Annotated in this window: 13 protein-coding genes, 1 pseudogene and 1 riboswitch; of the genes and pseudogenes, 5 read left to right on the forward strand and 9 right to left on the reverse strand. The window is 50.0% G+C overall.

Going from position 1 to position 15,446, the window contains the following annotated elements:
• The first annotated feature begins 78 nt into the window (after positions 1-78).
• From V5J77_RS20630 to V5J77_RS20640, 3 genes are all read left to right on the forward strand, one after another.
• Positions 79-960 carry an AraC family transcriptional regulator gene (locus V5J77_RS20630; RefSeq protein ID WP_338552715.1) on the forward strand — a complete coding sequence of 294 codons (882 nt, stop codon included), beginning with the start codon at positions 79-81 and terminating at the stop codon, positions 958-960.
• Between the two features lie 108 nt (positions 961-1,068).
• Positions 1,069-2,349 carry a glycoside hydrolase family 27 protein gene (locus tag V5J77_RS20635; RefSeq protein WP_338552716.1) on the forward strand — a complete coding sequence of 427 codons (1,281 nt, stop codon included), beginning with the start codon at positions 1,069-1,071 and terminating at the stop codon, positions 2,347-2,349.
• Between the two features lie 361 nt (positions 2,350-2,710).
• Positions 2,711-3,292 carry a hypothetical protein gene (locus tag V5J77_RS20640; RefSeq protein ID WP_338556961.1) on the forward strand — a complete coding sequence of 194 codons (582 nt, stop codon included), beginning with the start codon at positions 2,711-2,713 and terminating at the stop codon, positions 3,290-3,292.
• 76 nt (positions 3,293-3,368) lie between these two features.
• Here V5J77_RS20640 and V5J77_RS20645 read toward each other — a convergent pair.
• Positions 3,369-3,634: pseudogene (locus V5J77_RS20645) on the reverse strand (GNAT family N-acetyltransferase); the annotation flags it as partial.
• 221 nt (positions 3,635-3,855) lie between these two features.
• Here V5J77_RS20645 and metE point away from each other — a divergent pair.
• Positions 3,856-6,129, forward strand: coding sequence for a 5-methyltetrahydropteroyltriglutamate--homocysteine S-methyltransferase (metE, locus tag V5J77_RS20650; RefSeq protein WP_338552717.1), 2,274 nt, complete (start codon positions 3,856-3,858; stop codon positions 6,127-6,129).
• Between the two features lie 17 nt (positions 6,130-6,146).
• Here the strand turns inward: metE and V5J77_RS20655 are convergent, their stop codons facing one another.
• The 4 genes from V5J77_RS20655 to V5J77_RS20670 all read right to left on the reverse strand — a co-directional run bounded on the left by V5J77_RS20655 (position 6,147) and on the right by V5J77_RS20670 (position 10,250).
• The gene (locus V5J77_RS20655) at positions 6,147-7,088 is read right to left on the reverse strand and encodes a LysR family transcriptional regulator (protein WP_338552718.1); all 942 of its coding nucleotides are present in this window, start codon (positions 7,086-7,088) and stop codon (positions 6,147-6,149) included.
• Positions 7,089-7,254: 166 nt separating this feature from the next.
• Positions 7,255-7,461: riboswitch (cobalamin riboswitch) on the reverse strand.
• 201 nt (positions 7,462-7,662) lie between these two features.
• The gene (locus V5J77_RS20660) at positions 7,663-8,364 is read right to left on the reverse strand and encodes a metallophosphoesterase (protein ID WP_338552719.1); all 702 of its coding nucleotides are present in this window, start codon (positions 8,362-8,364) and stop codon (positions 7,663-7,665) included.
• A gap of 353 nt (positions 8,365-8,717) precedes the next feature.
• Complete coding sequence (locus V5J77_RS20665; RefSeq protein ID WP_338552720.1) at positions 8,718-9,575, reverse strand: RNA methyltransferase; 858 nt, start codon at positions 9,573-9,575, stop codon at positions 8,718-8,720.
• Between the two features lie 9 nt (positions 9,576-9,584).
• Positions 9,585-10,250 (reverse strand): TrkA family potassium uptake protein, encoded by a 666-nt coding sequence (locus V5J77_RS20670; RefSeq protein WP_338552721.1) that lies wholly within the window; start codon positions 10,248-10,250, stop codon positions 9,585-9,587.
• 187 nt (positions 10,251-10,437) lie between these two features.
• Between V5J77_RS20670 and sspI the strand changes: the two genes are divergently transcribed.
• Positions 10,438-10,668 carry a small acid-soluble spore protein SspI gene (sspI, locus tag V5J77_RS20675; protein WP_338552722.1) on the forward strand — a complete coding sequence of 77 codons (231 nt, stop codon included), beginning with the start codon at positions 10,438-10,440 and terminating at the stop codon, positions 10,666-10,668.
• A 6-nt stretch (positions 10,669-10,674) separates the two neighbouring features.
• On the opposite strand, the gene V5J77_RS20680 is transcribed toward sspI, so the two are convergent.
• The 4 genes from V5J77_RS20680 to V5J77_RS20695 all read right to left on the reverse strand — a co-directional run bounded on the left by V5J77_RS20680 (position 10,675) and on the right by V5J77_RS20695 (position 15,439).
• Positions 10,675-11,928 carry an alpha-D-ribose 1-methylphosphonate 5-triphosphate diphosphatase gene (locus tag V5J77_RS20680; RefSeq protein ID WP_338552723.1) on the reverse strand — a complete coding sequence of 418 codons (1,254 nt, stop codon included), beginning with the start codon at positions 11,926-11,928 and terminating at the stop codon, positions 10,675-10,677.
• Positions 11,929-12,298: 370 nt separating this feature from the next.
• Complete coding sequence (locus tag V5J77_RS20685; RefSeq protein ID WP_338552724.1) at positions 12,299-13,402, reverse strand: Xaa-Pro peptidase family protein; 1,104 nt, start codon at positions 13,400-13,402, stop codon at positions 12,299-12,301.
• A gap of 239 nt (positions 13,403-13,641) precedes the next feature.
• Entirely contained in the window at positions 13,642-14,745 is a 1,104-nt protein-coding gene (locus tag V5J77_RS20690; protein ID WP_338552725.1) for a Gfo/Idh/MocA family oxidoreductase, read from the reverse strand.
• Positions 14,738-15,439 carry a ThuA domain-containing protein gene (locus V5J77_RS20695; protein WP_338552726.1) on the reverse strand — a complete coding sequence of 234 codons (702 nt, stop codon included), beginning with the start codon at positions 15,437-15,439 and terminating at the stop codon, positions 14,738-14,740. The genes V5J77_RS20690 and V5J77_RS20695 overlap by 8 nt, the downstream gene beginning before the upstream one ends.
• Positions 15,440-15,446 lie beyond the last annotated feature (7 nt).

Consider the following 15,446-nt stretch of genomic DNA (forward strand, 5'->3'; position numbering starts at 1 on the left):
GTACAGCAGCATGTGGCAATCATCGGTTGGCTGCTGGCGTGGCGGACAAGCTGTATTTTCACAAAAAGGAGAACATGTATGGACATTCCCAAAGGCACCTACGGCTTTCGGTTTGCCGAGGATAAGGAGCTGCAGCTGTGCGTATTGTATGCGGCTGGATATGACGCGATTACCGATTCTGCTTACTGCTGGGATGGCCTGGAGCGGAATGATGGGCCTCTTCTATTGTTCCAATACACCCTATCAGGTGAGGGTGTGTTTGAATCGGACAATCGGATTCATCGGGTTACTGCCGGGCAGGCTTTTCTCGCTGAAATTCCCGGTCCCCACCGCTATTACTACCATCCGAACTCGAAAGAGCCTTGGCAGTTCCTGTTCCTGCTGCTGCGGCCCAACCTAATTTTGCCCCATTGGCGCAAATTTTTGCAGGCTGCGGGTGAAGTGCCCCCTTTGCCCATAGACTGTGCGCCCGTCCGGCTGTCGCGGATGATTGTGGCGGATGCAGGGGCAGGAAGAATAACTGATCCCCTCATTGCCTCCTCCTACGTCTATCAATTCGTAACCGAGCTCGCCAGAATGCAGGTAACGACGCTGCGGGACAGGGAGAACTGGTCATTGAGCATCAGGCTCGCCGCCGAATTTATAGAGCACCACTATGCCCAGATGATCAGTATGGATCAGCTCTCCGAGCATGTTTCCCTGTCCAAATACCATCTGATCCGCCGCTTCTCGGCTAGCACAGGTCTAACGCCCGGCGCTTATTTGACTCGCGTGCGGATAGAGAAGGCTATGGAGCTGCTGCGGGGAACGAGCCTGAGCATGGAAGCGATAGCCGAGCGAATTGGCTACTCCAGCGGGAGCTACTTCATTAAGGCGTTCCGCAGCCTGACCGGGCTTACACCAGGTGAATTTCGGAGCGGAAGCGAAAGCCTTAGCTACAGAAGGTTATTTTTCGATTAACCGCAATATAGTGCTATTGGTCTTGAAATATTACTGTAGATATCACCAATCTCCTTTACTATGATGGAATTATAAAGAGCAATAATTAATTAGTAGAGGAGCATCACTATGAATCACAAACATATAGCACCAACTCCGCCGCTTGGGTGGAACAGCTGGGATTGCTACGGCGCAGCCGTGACAGAGGACGAAATTCGCGGCAATGCGCAGTATATGGCAGAGCATCTGAAGGCATTCGGCTGGAGCTACATTACCGTCGATATACAATGGTACGAGCCGCTAGCGAATTCCTCGCAATACCGTCCCTTCGTTCCGCTGGTCATGGATGAGCATTCCCGGCTGATGCCTGCCGAGAACCGCTTTCCTTCCGCAGCGGGCGGTCAAGGCTTCAAGCCACTAGCCGATTATGTTCATAGCCTTGGACTGAAGTTCGGCATTCATATTATGCGCGGCATTCCGCGGCAGGCTGCTCACTCGGCTACCCCTATCTTAGGCACAGCTGCGACGGCACGCGATATTGCGCATACGAACTCCATCTGTCCATGGAATACGGATATGTACGGCGTAGATGCGACGAAGGAAGGCGCTCAGGCCTACTACGATTCGCTGTTTCAATTGTATGCAGAGTGGGGCGTCGATCTCATAAAGGTGGACGACATCGCGGCATCGCGGCTGTACGACACTCATCAGCCGGAAATTGCTCTCATCTCTAAGGCGATTGAGCGCTGCGGTCGCCCTATGGTGCTAAGTCTGTCTCCTGGTCCTGCTCCGGTGGAATACGCCGAGTTTTTCACCGAGCATGCCAACATGTGGCGGGTTACGGACGACTTCTGGGATTTGTGGCCGCTGCTGCTGGATATGTTCGACCGCTGCCGAAAGTGGCAAGGCGTTCCCGAAGCGGGCACTTGGCCGGACTGCGATATGCTGCCGCTCGGACATATTGGCATCCGCTCGGTAGACGGCGGCGGGGCAGACCGCTGGACGAGGTTCACGCGCGATGAGCAGCTGACGATGATGTCGCTCTGGAGTATTTTCCGCTCGCCGCTGATTTTTGGCGGCGAGCTGCGCGATAACGATGACTGGACGCTTTCACTGCTGACCAATCGTGAGGTTCTGCGCATGCACCGCGAGAGCTTTAATGCCAAGGAAGCGCTCTGCGAGGGTGAGCTCATCGTCTGGACAGCCGAACATACAGACGGCGGCCGCTATGCAGCTGTATTCAACGTTGGCGATAATCCGCTGCCTGTTAATCTGGCGATTGAGCAAATCGGCCTAAGCAGCACAGCCGAAGGTACAGAGCTGTGGAGCGGAGAGCCAGCCGAGCTGCAAGCAGGCTCTCTGCAAGTCAATATCCCGCCGCATGGCGTGCGCCTCTATCGCTTCACCTAAACATTCAACAACATCATTCGTCAAAAAAAGAGATCTGCTGTTATCAGCCGGATCTCTTTTTTTTTGCAAATATTAGGGCGTGTCTGAGAACGCTGAGAGCAGCCAATTTTGCCGAATTTTCGTTCCATGCAAGGCGCATTTGTGAAGGCGTACCGGAGGTACGGCAAGCAAACGGAACGAAGCAGGGGGCGGAAAGGCGGTGATAGGGGCCACTGAACGGGTTTTCAGACACGCCCTAGATCCAGAAAAAAATATATAGTCCCACCTAAGCATGGCTGTTCAAAGGTTGAAACAAACTGTACAAGCCGGACAAAAATCGTACAATAGAGAGGCGGTTGATTTTCATAGGTGGAGGAAACAGATAATGAAACCAATTATAGCTGTTGATATGGACGATACGATTTGCCAATTGGTCAAACGAGCATTATATTACAATAATCTTGAATTTCCAACGCATCAGCTGCGTTATGAGGACATGACTTTGTGGGATACTACGCATCTGCGGCACCCCAACTCCACTCATGAAGTTTTTTATTGCAGGCCAGGTTTATTTGAGGAGCTGGAGCTATACGATGAATATGTTACTGAGGAAATGGAGAAATTGAATGCCGTCTATGACGTAATCATTGTAACGGCGGCGGATGCGATAACGGTCGTGGAGAAATGGAACTGGCTGCAGCGCCATATGCCGTTTATTACGGACACGCAGTTTATTACTTGCAGGCGGAAAAACCTGCTTCAGTTTGATCTTTTGATTGATGATGGTCCACACAACCTGCTCCCGGCGATAGCCGATGGCAAAAAGGTGCTATGCATTCCCCATCCTTGGAACCTGAAGGAGCGAGAGCAATACACTATGCCTGTAATGAGCACTTGGAAGGGCGCAAAGGAAACGATTGATCAGCTATTAGAAATAAACCTTCAAAGCTTTCCTCATAGCTAAAGATGTATCATCGGGAATCAAGCCGAACGGAGAAATGAGGGCGAATCCTTCATTCCTCCGATAAGCTCTTAATATAAGTTTGAATGGCATGTAGCACTAGTTGTTTACCAATCCCTCTCCCCTGTCGTTCTTCTGCCACAGCGACGTTCACCCATTCAACGGTTTCAGGCCTAGTAGGCAGAAGGACGTAAACGCCGATAAGCCGATAAGTTGATTTTCCGCTTCAGCAACGAGACACTCTCCTCTTTTAACATAATCTTCAACAAGCTTTCGAGAAGGATCTGCTAGTAACAAAAGCTCCATTGGAAATTCTTCATTTGAATTAAGTTTTCTAATGATCATAGGACTCTCCTTTAGGCAGCTCATAGCGTAAGTTCGCAATATTACAATACACCGTGTATTGTGTCATTAACGCGACTATTAATCAATATATTTACATTTCGATTTTCTTTTCGTTTGAGCCATATAAAAAAACTATGCCTTGATATAGTTTATTAGTCTTTCCCGATAGCAGCTTCCGCGCTCTATACTAAAGCCAACCATTACATAAGGAGCTGTTACAATTGAAAACATCCATTATCGGTTATCCACGAGTCGGCGCGCTCAGAGAACTTAAATTCGTATCCGAAAAATATTTCAAAGGCATACTTCCCGTTGAAGAACTGCAGCAAACGGCGGCTCAGCTTAGATCGGCAAACTGGAAGCTGCAGCAGGAGAATGGCGTCGATTTCATTCCGTCCAACGATTTTTCCTTCTACGATGGACTGCTCGACACGGCTTGCTCGCTTGGGATCATCCCGCAAAGATACCAACAGCTCGGCCTAAGCCCGCTGGAGACGTATTTCGCAATGGCGAGAGGCTATCAAGGAGACAAAGGCGACGTTAAAGCGCTGGCGATGAAAAAATGGTTCAACACGAACTATCACTATATGGTGCCCGAGATCGACGATACGACAAGCATCCATTTGGCTGGATCAAAGCTATTCGACGAATTTACGGAAGCTAGTCAGCTTGGCATTGCAACCAAGCCTGTGCTGGTCGGAGCGTTCACCCTGCTCAAGCTCGCGAGATTCACCGGCTCGAAGAAAGCAAAGGATTTCGTGCCTGCAATTGTCGAAGCATATACGGCTGTTCTTAACCAATTAAACACGCTTGGCGCAGCATGGCTTCAACTCGATGAGCCTGCACTGGTATCGGATTTAACTGCGGAAGATATCGCGCTGTTCACAGAGCTTTACAACGGCATCCTGTCTGCCAAAGGCAGCGTAAAGGTGATCGCGCAAACTTATTTTGGAGACGTTCGCGACTGCTATCAGGTGCTTCAAGCGCTGCCGTTCGACGGAATCGGCCTCGACTTCGTCGAGGGCAAGCAGTCTTTGGAGCTCGTGCGCCAGTATGGCTTCGCAAGCGACAAAGTGCTGTTTGCTGGCGTAATCAACGGCAAGAACATCTGGAAAAACCAATATAAAAAGACGCTCGCTCTCGTTCAAGAGATCGGCAAGCATGCAAGCCAAGTTGTGCTCGGCACTTCATGCTCGCTGCTTCACGTCCCATACACGATTAAGCACGAGACGAAGCTGACGGCGAAGAATAAGCAGTATTTCGCATTTGCGGAAGAAAAGCTGCGCGAGCTTGCAGAGCTCAAGTCGATTCTGGAGCAGGCAAGTCAGGAGGCATCCGCTTTTTATACGGAGAATGAGAAGCTGTTCAGCGCATCGCGCCTCACGAACGACAACTCGGTTCAGAAGAGAGTGGCTGAGCTGACGGACAGCGACTTCACTAGACTTCCTGCATTCGCTGAGCGGGAAACGATTCAGAAAACGAAATTCAATCTGCCGCCGTTACCTACAACGACGATTGGTTCATTCCCTCAGACAGCTGACGTCCGCTCGAATCGCGCTGCCTTCAAGAAAGGCAATATCACCGAGCAGCAGTATAAGCAATTCAACTTTGACCGTATCGCGGAATGTATCGCGCAGCAGGAGGAAATCGGAATTGACGTCATCGTTCATGGTGAATACGAGCGCAACGACATGGTCGAATACTTTGGTGAATGCTTGGATGGCTTTATTTTCACTGAGAACGCTTGGGTGCAGTCTTACGGCACACGCTGCGTAAAACCACCGATCGTATGGGGCGATATTAGCCGCAGCAAGCCGATTACTGTAGAATATTCGGCATTCGCTAAGAGTCTTACCAACAAACCGGTTAAAGGCATGCTGACGGGCCCGGTAACGATTCTGAACTGGTCGTTCCCACGCGAAGATATTAGCCTGAAGGAAAGTGCGCAACAGATCGGTCTTGCCATTCGTGACGAAGTACTCGATCTCGAGGCTAACGGCATTGAGATTATCCAGATCGACGAGGCTGCATTAAGAGAGAAGCTTCCGCTCCGTCATTCCGACTGGCAGAGCGAGTACTTGAGCTGGGCGATTCCTGCCTTCAGACTTGTGCATAGCGGCGTCAAAGCAGAAACGCAAATTCATACTCATATGTGCTACAGCCAGTTCAACGATATCATTCGTGATATTGATGCGATGGACGCAGATGTCATTACGTTCGAAGCGTCGCGCTCAGACTTAGCCATCATCGACGCAATCAATGAGTGCGGCTTCCGTACAGAAGTCGGTCCAGGCGTATACGACATCCATTCACCTCGGATTCCAAGCGTCGAGGAGCTTAAACAAGGACTCGACCGCATGCTAGGCAAGATAGAGGTGTCCAAGCTATGGGTTAATCCCGACTGCGGACTTAAAACTCGCGGTGTCACTGAAACGTGGGCCAGCTTGAAAAACCTTGTCCAAGCAACTAAAGAAGTAAGAGCAACCTTATCATAACGTACAAGAGGATGGGCTCAAGCGAGCTCATCCTCTTGGTTTATGATCGGATATCCAAAGTCTGTAATGACCGTTTTAAGCTTCCGAACATAGGCGGCGGCCAATTGGCTCAAGCTCGCCTTCTGATTCACGATATAACCTACCTGTATGCTCTCATCCGTACGAAGTCTTACGGATTTGATTAGCTCCCCGTTAAGATCCTTATTGAGTACGCCCGAGCTTATGGTATACCCATTAAGTCCGATGAGCAGGTTGAATAGCGTCGCGCGGTCACTGACCAATATTTTTTTCTTGTACGTTCGTGTGCTAAGTATTTCCTCTGCGAAGTAAAAGGAATTATATTCGCCTTGCTCAAAGGCCAAGCACGGGTACTCGTCCAAATCCTCGATGTCCAGCAGCTCCTTTGAGGCAAGGGGATGCTCTTGACTGATGAATACATGCGCTTCCGCTTGGAACAATGGTTGGAAGCGCAGCTCGTTGTCCTTTAAAATTTTCTGTATCACCTTTCGGTTGAATTCACTCATATAGATGATTCCGAGCTCACTTTTCATATTCCGTACGTCTTCGATAATCTCGTGGGTGCGTGTTTCGCGCAGCGTGCACTCGTACTCGTCCACGTTAAGCTCCTTCAGCAGCCCGACGAAAGCCTGTACAGAGAAGGCGTAATGCTGAGTTGAGATGGAGAACAGCTTCTTTGAAGGCTTGCGATTCATGTAACGCTGCTCAAGAAGCTCGGCTTGCTCTACGACTTGCCTAGCGTAGGATAAAAACTCCGCTCCGTCGCTTGAAAGCACAATTCCCTTGGACGATCGAAGGAAAATCTCAATTCCAGCTTCCATCTCGATTTCTTTCACCGCGTTGGACAAGCTCGGCTGCGAAATAAACAGCCTTTTTGCCGCTTCGCTTATGGAGCCGCTTCTAACGATGGTCAAAATATATTTTAATTGCTGCAAGGTCATTGAATTTCCCCTCCACATCAGAATTATGGACCGTCACACTCGTTTAAAGCAATGGTCCAATTCGCAACAATAAAAGGCATCCTCCCGTTGAAAATACATAGGGAAAGACGCCTTCATAAATGGTGCATGATGGTTCATCTAACACCTCCCTATCTCCCGTAGGTACAGCAGTGTTGTCAGAACAGGCAGGTCTCCTGGCTCCGGAATCATCACTCGGCAGCAGCCTTCCCGATCCATGTCGATCAGTGGCTGGTTAAGCTGCCTGCTCCTCCGTAACAGTGGCGGGACCGCGTCGGTATTGCACCGAACTTCCCTTTTAAGTCAGAACGACAAGCACGCTCGCCGATCAGACACCTGTTCTCACTTATGTAATTTATACAGCAATGTCATTTATACAGCATTATTGATGATTACATTTTAATCGACAATGAATAGCAATACAAGAACAGGGCTGCTATGGGTTGTAACTCACATGGGTCAAAAATTATTGTTTATGTAAAACGCCTGTAAAGGGGTATAGTCATATTGTACGATGCTAAACCCCATTAGAGACAAAATAATACAATTCTCTGTATTAATAATAAAGTATCTTTCGTTTTTCTATCTTCTTCTGTGTTTGTTTATAGACGAAGTAAACCATCTCCGATAGATTTATAAGTCCTAATCCCCGTTCTTCCTCTACATAGTAGGTGTTTGATCCCATATCGCAGTTCATTCTTACACCGTCAAAATAAATTCTTTCGACAGGAGTATGACCATGGATAATAGGTTTTCCGACGGTAGAAGTTAAAAGCGATTCTTTTGGAAGCGAGTAGAACTCACCTTCGGACATCCAAAGTATGTCCCGACTCTGAGCGTCCAGCGGCTCATGCGGGTTCAAGCCAGCATGCGTATAAACAAACTCATCATCCTCAAAGTACATAGGTAATGAGGTTGCCCAGTAGATGTGGGCTTGTCGCTGCTCTTCGTTGGGAAATGTCTTTTTGAAGTCCGCAACCGCATCATGCCCCCCGTGACTGAGCCATAATCTGTTCCCTCGCTGAAAATACCAGCCCATCATCTCCTCGTGATTGCCAATGACGGCTTGAACGTTGTTCGAATACTGTTCACAAAGCAACTTGATTAACTTCATCACTTTGCCGCTATCCTTGCCGCGACTAATCATGTCGCCGCCAACTACGAGCTGATCCTTTTCAAAATCTACCTCTGCATGCTCTATCAACATCTTGAACCCTCGATAGTCGCCATGTATGTCAGTAATAAAAAACTTCCTCATTTAAGCCCTCCAGTGTTTTTGTCAGCAAAATTTCCCACAAAGCTTTCAACAACAACACCGTTTATTAATTACGCAACAATGTGTTAGGAATTTTGAAAGTATCATTTAATGATAATCTTTTTTTGGTCTAATTTAGAATAACAACATTTCAGCGGCTATTAATCGCCGCCTCTTTTTTTTATTAGAGAGACTTCCATCCAAGTTTCATATGAATCACAGAACATGCTTTATAGCATGAGAAAAAGACTGGAGGGGTTGGTCGTGAAAAGCAGCAACCAGCTTCCAGCCTTTGGTGCTTTGGAGACAGTTAATTTTAGTTAGGGACGATTATTTGGGTGTTGGACAGGAATTTTTTATTTGTTAAAACGCCGCTGCCGCATCGCCTCATGCAGCAGCACGGTCGCCGCCATCGCCACATTCAGCGATTCCGCCCGACCCTGCATCGGAATAATAACCGTCTCATTGGCTGCTTCAAGCGAGCTTGCCGACAGCCCTTCCGACTCATTGCCGAGCAGGAGCCAGGTCGGAGCTGTCCAATCATACGAGTAGCAAGTATGTGTAGCGTTGAGGCTTGTTCCGACCAACGCAAAACCCTGATCCTGCGCCGCAGGCAGCAGCTCCGTCAAGTCCGCCTCGATAATCGGCAAATGGAACAACGAGCCCATCGTGGAGCGCACCGTCTTCGGATTGTACAGATCAGCACAGCCTCTGCCCAGCACAACGCCATTCGCGCCGACCGCATCCGCGCTGCGGATAATCGTCCCGACATTGCCTGGGTCCCTTACGCCATCGAGTACAATGACAAGTCCACCTGCTGAAAATAATGCATCGTCCGCCGTTTCCAGTTTGCGCACGACAGCAAAAACCGGCGGCGGCGTATCCGTCCCCGAGCATTTGGCCATTACGGGACGCGTCGCCTGAATCCATTCGACATCAGCGCTCGCCTCCGCATTACCCGCGACAGCATTGGCCGCATATCTGCTTCCACGGCCAGTCTGCTCCGCAAGCTCGCGCAGCTCCTCCGGCAATCCGCGCTCCGCATCATATAAAACCGCTTCAACTTCCACTACTGCTGCGAAAGCTTCCTTCACCAAATGAACGCCTTCAATAATAAACTTTCCGAGGCGATCGCGGTATTTTTTGTCCAACAGGGACGCCCATTGCTTGACACGGTCATTTTGAATCGAGGTTAAAAGGCTATGATTGTTCATCTCTATTACTCAACCTTCCGAATAAGCAATTTCCAAATTGGATAAGTCTGAATTTTTTCCTACAATAACTAAAATGTCGATATCGCGAATGAGATCATCCGCATAAGGCGCAATATTCATGCTCGAACCCGTCTTGATTGCCATGACGTTGCATTTGAACTTCGCACGAATTTCGAGCTGCTTTAAGCTTTTGCCAATCATCGCCTCAGGCGCTTTAATTTCAATGATGCTGTAGTCCTCGGAAATTTCGATGTAGTCCAAAATATTAGGCGAGATCAAATGATGCGCGACGCGCAGCCCCATATCCCGCTCGGGATATACAACCTTGTCGGCGCCGATTCGGCTGAGCACCTTGCCGTGCAGCTCATTTTGCGCCTTGACGATAATGAGGCCGACGCCCATATCCTTCAAAATCAGCGTCGTCAAAATACTCGACTGAATATCCTGGCCAATCGCCACGACTACAACGTCAAAATTGCGAATGCCCAGCGCCCGCAGCGCTTCCTCATCGGTTGAATCCGCAACAACGGCATGCGTGACATGGTTAACCGCATCCTGTACTCGGTCCTCACTCGTATCAATCGCCAGCACCTCAAAGCCCATGTCCGTGAGCGATGAAGCAACGCTAAGACCAAATCGGCCGATGCCGATAACGGCGTATTGTTTTTTCGGCAAGCAGCACCTCTCCCTTCGCTTATGCAACAAAAATCAGCTATTTGCCATTATAACATACGAGCTCATGTAGAATGAAAAAACACCGCTGCGGACATATTAATTAGGCACGCCGACTTGCTCAGTTTTAGCGACCTCGCTCCAAACTGCTGCAGCTGCGCGTAATAACGACGACTTGGAGGGAATCCGGTTGGATAATCTGGATTTGCGTCAAGCCATTATAAGGCGGGTTCAAGATAAGCCGCTTAATGAATTAACGGAAGTGATTGAAAGCTCGATCGGCAATGACGAGCGTGCGCTGCCTGGACTTGGCGTATTGTTCGAAATGATTTGGAAGCAAATCGACGAGCAGGAGCAAGCACGCTTGGTAACTGCGCTGCATACGCAGCTAGCACGAATCGCTCAGCCCGCCACGCGTTAAAATGCTTTAACGGGTCAACGCGGTATATACCGTTTTGCCGCCAACGATTGTCCGTTTGACCCATGGATGGCCTTCATAACGATCGACGATGATTAGGTCTGCCGCTTTGCCCCGCTCAAGCGTTCCGACTTCACTGGCTATTCCCAGCGCTTCCGCTGGAGCCAGCGTAGCGGTGCGAACGGCGGCTGGCAAAGTGGTTATTCCTTCATCCGCCAGCTTGAAAATCGCGTTCAGCAACGCCGAAGGATGATAATCTGAGCAAATGATGTCAGCCGCTCCTGCGGCAATCGCCTCGACCGCTGATAAATTTTTATCATGCGAGCCGCCGCGCACAATATTAGGCGCCCCTACGCATACATGGAGGCCCTGTTGGACGGCGTAAACGGCCGTTTCCAGCGTAATGGGAAATTCGGAGACACTGACGCCGCAACCTCTTAACTGATCTACCCGCAGGCTCGAATCATCATCATGCGAAGCAACCGAAATGCCGCGCTGCACGGCCAGCCGACCAAGCTCCTCTAAGCCGGGCCAGTCAATTTGGCGCCTATTTTCCATCAGCTCTTCCACGATGGTGCGTACCTCATCGACGCTGACCGATTGATTTTTCATCACATAACGCTCGAAGGAGCCCGGTTCTCTGTACTGCCCTTGACCCGGCGAATGATCCATGAACGATAAATAATCAATGGCACCTTCATCCACATATCGCTTCACGATGGGCAAGCCCGGCAAATACGAAATTTCATATCTTAAATGAATGCGATTGCGCACGACAGAGCGCTGCTCGCGGTAGCTGCGAATAAGCTCCACCATTTGCGTCAGCAAATGCTCGCCCCGCAGACTTAGTCCAACACCTAGCGATAAAGAATGATACATCGTCGTAATGCCATGGAGCGGAAGCTTGCGTTCGAACTCCAGCAATGACATACCCAGCGGAAACAGCGTATTTGGACGAGGCTGAACTTCTTTTTCGATCGCATCGCAATGCACATCAATAAGCCCCGGCAATAGGTAACAACCATCCGCCTCGATTATTTCAAGCTCATGGTGGCGATAGCTATCCACATTTTCTCCGCTGTCCCTGATGGCCTGCCCTTCCTTATGATCTGAGTGCGCCAGCCAGCTTTGAATCTGCTCTGCTCCAATCAATACTTCCGCAATGATGCCTGCTTTTATAATAACAGCGCCCTCCGCTACCGTTTCCGGCAGCACCAGCGTCCCTTTTACCATTACAACCGATTGCAGTATGTCTGACTTCAACGTACACACCCCTTTATAGTTTCGCCAAAAATATAAAGTGATTATGTAAAAGCTACTAGGCTGTTGAATTGGCTTTATCAAATCTTAACATACCATTTTTGCAGGCAGCAAGGTGAAACGGCTATAGCCGTCCTTTGGCAGCTTGGCGCGGTGCATTCAGAGAAGTATAAGCCTGTTTATAATCGTGAAATTTATATTTTCTTATATATGAACAAAGAGATTCCAATTCTCAATTAGCTCGTGAAAAATAAAAAAAATCCTTTTGTCCATGAGGACAAGAGGATTTTACACCTGCGTAAACCCATTCCTATTGCTGCTCTTATGCTGCTCTTTTATCGCTCTATTCTGCCCTGTACTGCTCAGCCGCAGGCTACAGGCGCTGAAGCTCCTTCGGAAAGCTTGTCAGCACCTGCGGCTTGCCATCCTCACCGATATAAATATCGTCTTCGATACGCACGCCGCCAAGGCCTGGAACATAGATGCCCGGCTCTACGGTGAACAGCAGCCCCGTTTCAATCCGTGCTTCATTGCTCCCGTGAACGGAAGGCAGCTCATGAATATCAATGCCGAAGCCGTGACCTACACGGTGATTGAAAAATTCACCGTAGCCTTGTGCCTCAATCGCCTCGCGAGCAGCACGATCTACTACAGCGAGCGCTTTCCCCGCTTCTGCGGACGCAATTGCTTGACGGTTCGCCGCAAGCACCGCTTCATAAATACGCACCTGCTCGGCTGTACCTTCACCGATTACAAATGTGCGCGTAATGTCCGAGCAATAACCATCCTTGTACACGCCCATATCAATGAGTAGAAAATCATTTTCCTTCAGTCGATACTCACCCGACCTGCCATGCGGCAAGGCGGAGCGAGCGCCGCCCAGCACACTCGTCTCGAATGCCGGCTTATCGCCGCCCAGCACGCGCAGCCGATATTCAATCTCTGCGTTCAGCTCAAGCTCGGACACGCCAACGGCCGCCTTGGCTGCTACTTCATACAGCACCTGCTCGGCAATGACTACTGCGGCATGCACCCGCTGAATTTCCTCAGGCGACTTGCGAAGACGCAAAGCCATAAGCAGCGGCTCCACATCCCGGAAGGCTGCCTTAGCAAACACACCAGCCAATTGCTCATAGGTTGCCACATTCAAATGCCGCTTTTCTACGCCAATGGTAGCGGCGCTTTTGTCAGCTTCTTTGCCAAGCAGCTCATAGGCATTGTCGGTATCCGAAATCGCAACCAGCTTCGATACCATCGCTGCTCCGCTTGCGCTCTCCTGATCCAAAGCTGGGACGAACAACGTATACGTCGACTCCTTCGGGTTAATTAGCAATCCCATAAAACGCTCATGTGGGTCGCAATGAAAGCCCGTCAAATAAAAAACACTGCCCGGCGACGTAACGAGTGCTGCCTCCATTCCAGCAGCGGAAAGCTCGGCGATCAAGCTCGATTTTCGAACCTCATAAGGGTTATGCATGTTTCACTCTCCTACTTCATCTCATGCTTCCATTTCTAAAACCAATAGCTCTATCATACCTCAAATGAGCCTGAAACTGGTAGCACACGATGCAAGGTAAGGCAAAGCAGAGCTTTTGTCGGATGAAAAATAAGCCCATTATAAGGAGGGGGAATTTTAACTGCCTATATTAAAAAAAAGCCCGCCAACCCGCAAGCTTTAGCGGATTAACGAGCCTACCTCAACTATATTAGACCAGCCTATTTGTCCAGTGTATATTCCGCTAAACCAAGCGGAAATAGCGCCGGCTTCTCGCAGCTGCTTTGCATCACATAGTGCTTGCCTTGCTCAGCCGCATCATGGAAGCCATGCATCGCCTCCAACACATGATAGGCAAGCTCTCCATTAGCCCGATGCTTGCGTCCCGTCAGAATAGCTTGCGCCATATCTGCTGCGCCAATGCCTCTGCCGTTTTCCGAATGGCCGTAAGCAAGCGGAATGGTCGACCATTCCGCAGACCAGCTGCGGCGCAGCTTAATTTGACCGCCGAAATCATTTGGGTTCGTAACTTGAAGGGTGCCTTGGCTGCCGTATACTTCAATGAATGGCAGCGTCGAGCCGGCCTTTACATCAAAGCTAGTCAGCAGGGTGCCGATTGGGCCCGCGGCAAATTCCATAATACCAGCTACATGCGTCGGCACCTCGACCTCAATTTTCTGGCCGCGCTTCGGCTCGCTTGTAATGGTTCTCTCTGGGAAGGTAATGCGTGTCGAACCCGTTACACGTGCAATCGGCCCCAGCATCGCAATAAGCGCCGTCAAATAATAAGGTCCCATATCGAACATCGGGCCGCCGCCTTGCTGGTAATAAAAATCTGGAGCTGGGTGCCAGCTCTCATGTCCGCCTGACATCATAAAAGCGGTAGCGCCAATTGGCGTACCAATCCAGCCGTCTTCAATGATTTTAATACACGTCTGGAGACCGCCGCCAAGGAACGTATCTGGCGCGCTGCCTACGAGCAGCCCTTTCGCTGCCGCCAGCTCCAGCACCTGCTTGCCCTCCTCGCGCGTAACCGCTAGCGGCTTTTCTACGTACACATGCTTGCCTGCTTCCAGTGCTTGCAAGCATACCGGAGCATGTGCAGCTGGAATCGTCAGATTGATGACCATCTGCACCTCCGGGTCAGCAAGCAGCTCCTCGACTGAGCAGCCGCGAATGCCATACTCCGCGCCCTTCTCCTTGGCGCGCTCCACATCCAGATCCGCACATGCGACAATTTCCATGGAGCTGAATTTCGAACCATTTTCCAAATAAATGCGGCTTATATTGCCTGTCCCGATGACCCCAACCTTGACTTTACTCATGCTTGCCTCCGTCTCTGCCTGCTGCAGCTGCTTTTCCTTCCGCACACCAATTAAACCCGCGACGCATCATTTCTTTTACAACTGGAATGTCCACAATGTTAGCTTGATGCCCAAGTGAATTGAAGTAGACGCGGCCTACACCCCAGCGCTTCGTCCAAGCTACAGGCATATCAACCGCTTTATTGAGCAAATGAGGGCCTTCTGCAACCGGGAAACGTGTCGTCGCCAGCACTTCAACCGCCGGATCTACATGCATGTAATACTGCTCGCTGCTAACCGTAAAGTCCTCAATGCCATCGGTCAGCACGCTGGAGGTGTTCGTTACATTGACCACATACTCCACACCGTCATTACCGGGATGCGACACCCACTGGCCGCCCGTCATGAACTGCCATTCCACGCTTTCGCGGAAGGAGTCGCACATGCCGCCGTGACAGCCTGCAAGCCCCACGCCGCTTTGAACCGCTTCAGATACATTTTTCAACTGATCGTCAGTAATTTTCCCCATCGTCCATACCGGAACGATCAGGTCCAGCGCCTTCAGCTTCTCCCCATCCTCAAAAGCCTCCAGCGTATCCGAAACCTCAACCTCGAACCCGTCTCCCGCAAGCACGGCTTCGAAAATAGCCGCTACCTCCTTGGGTTGATGTCCGTCCCAGCCGCCCCACACGATTAATGCCTTCGGTTTGCTCATCGTCTTC

The organism is Paenibacillus sp. KS-LC4 (assembly GCF_036894955.1).
Taxonomy (GTDB): Bacteria; Bacillota; Bacilli; order Paenibacillales; family Paenibacillaceae; genus Pristimantibacillus.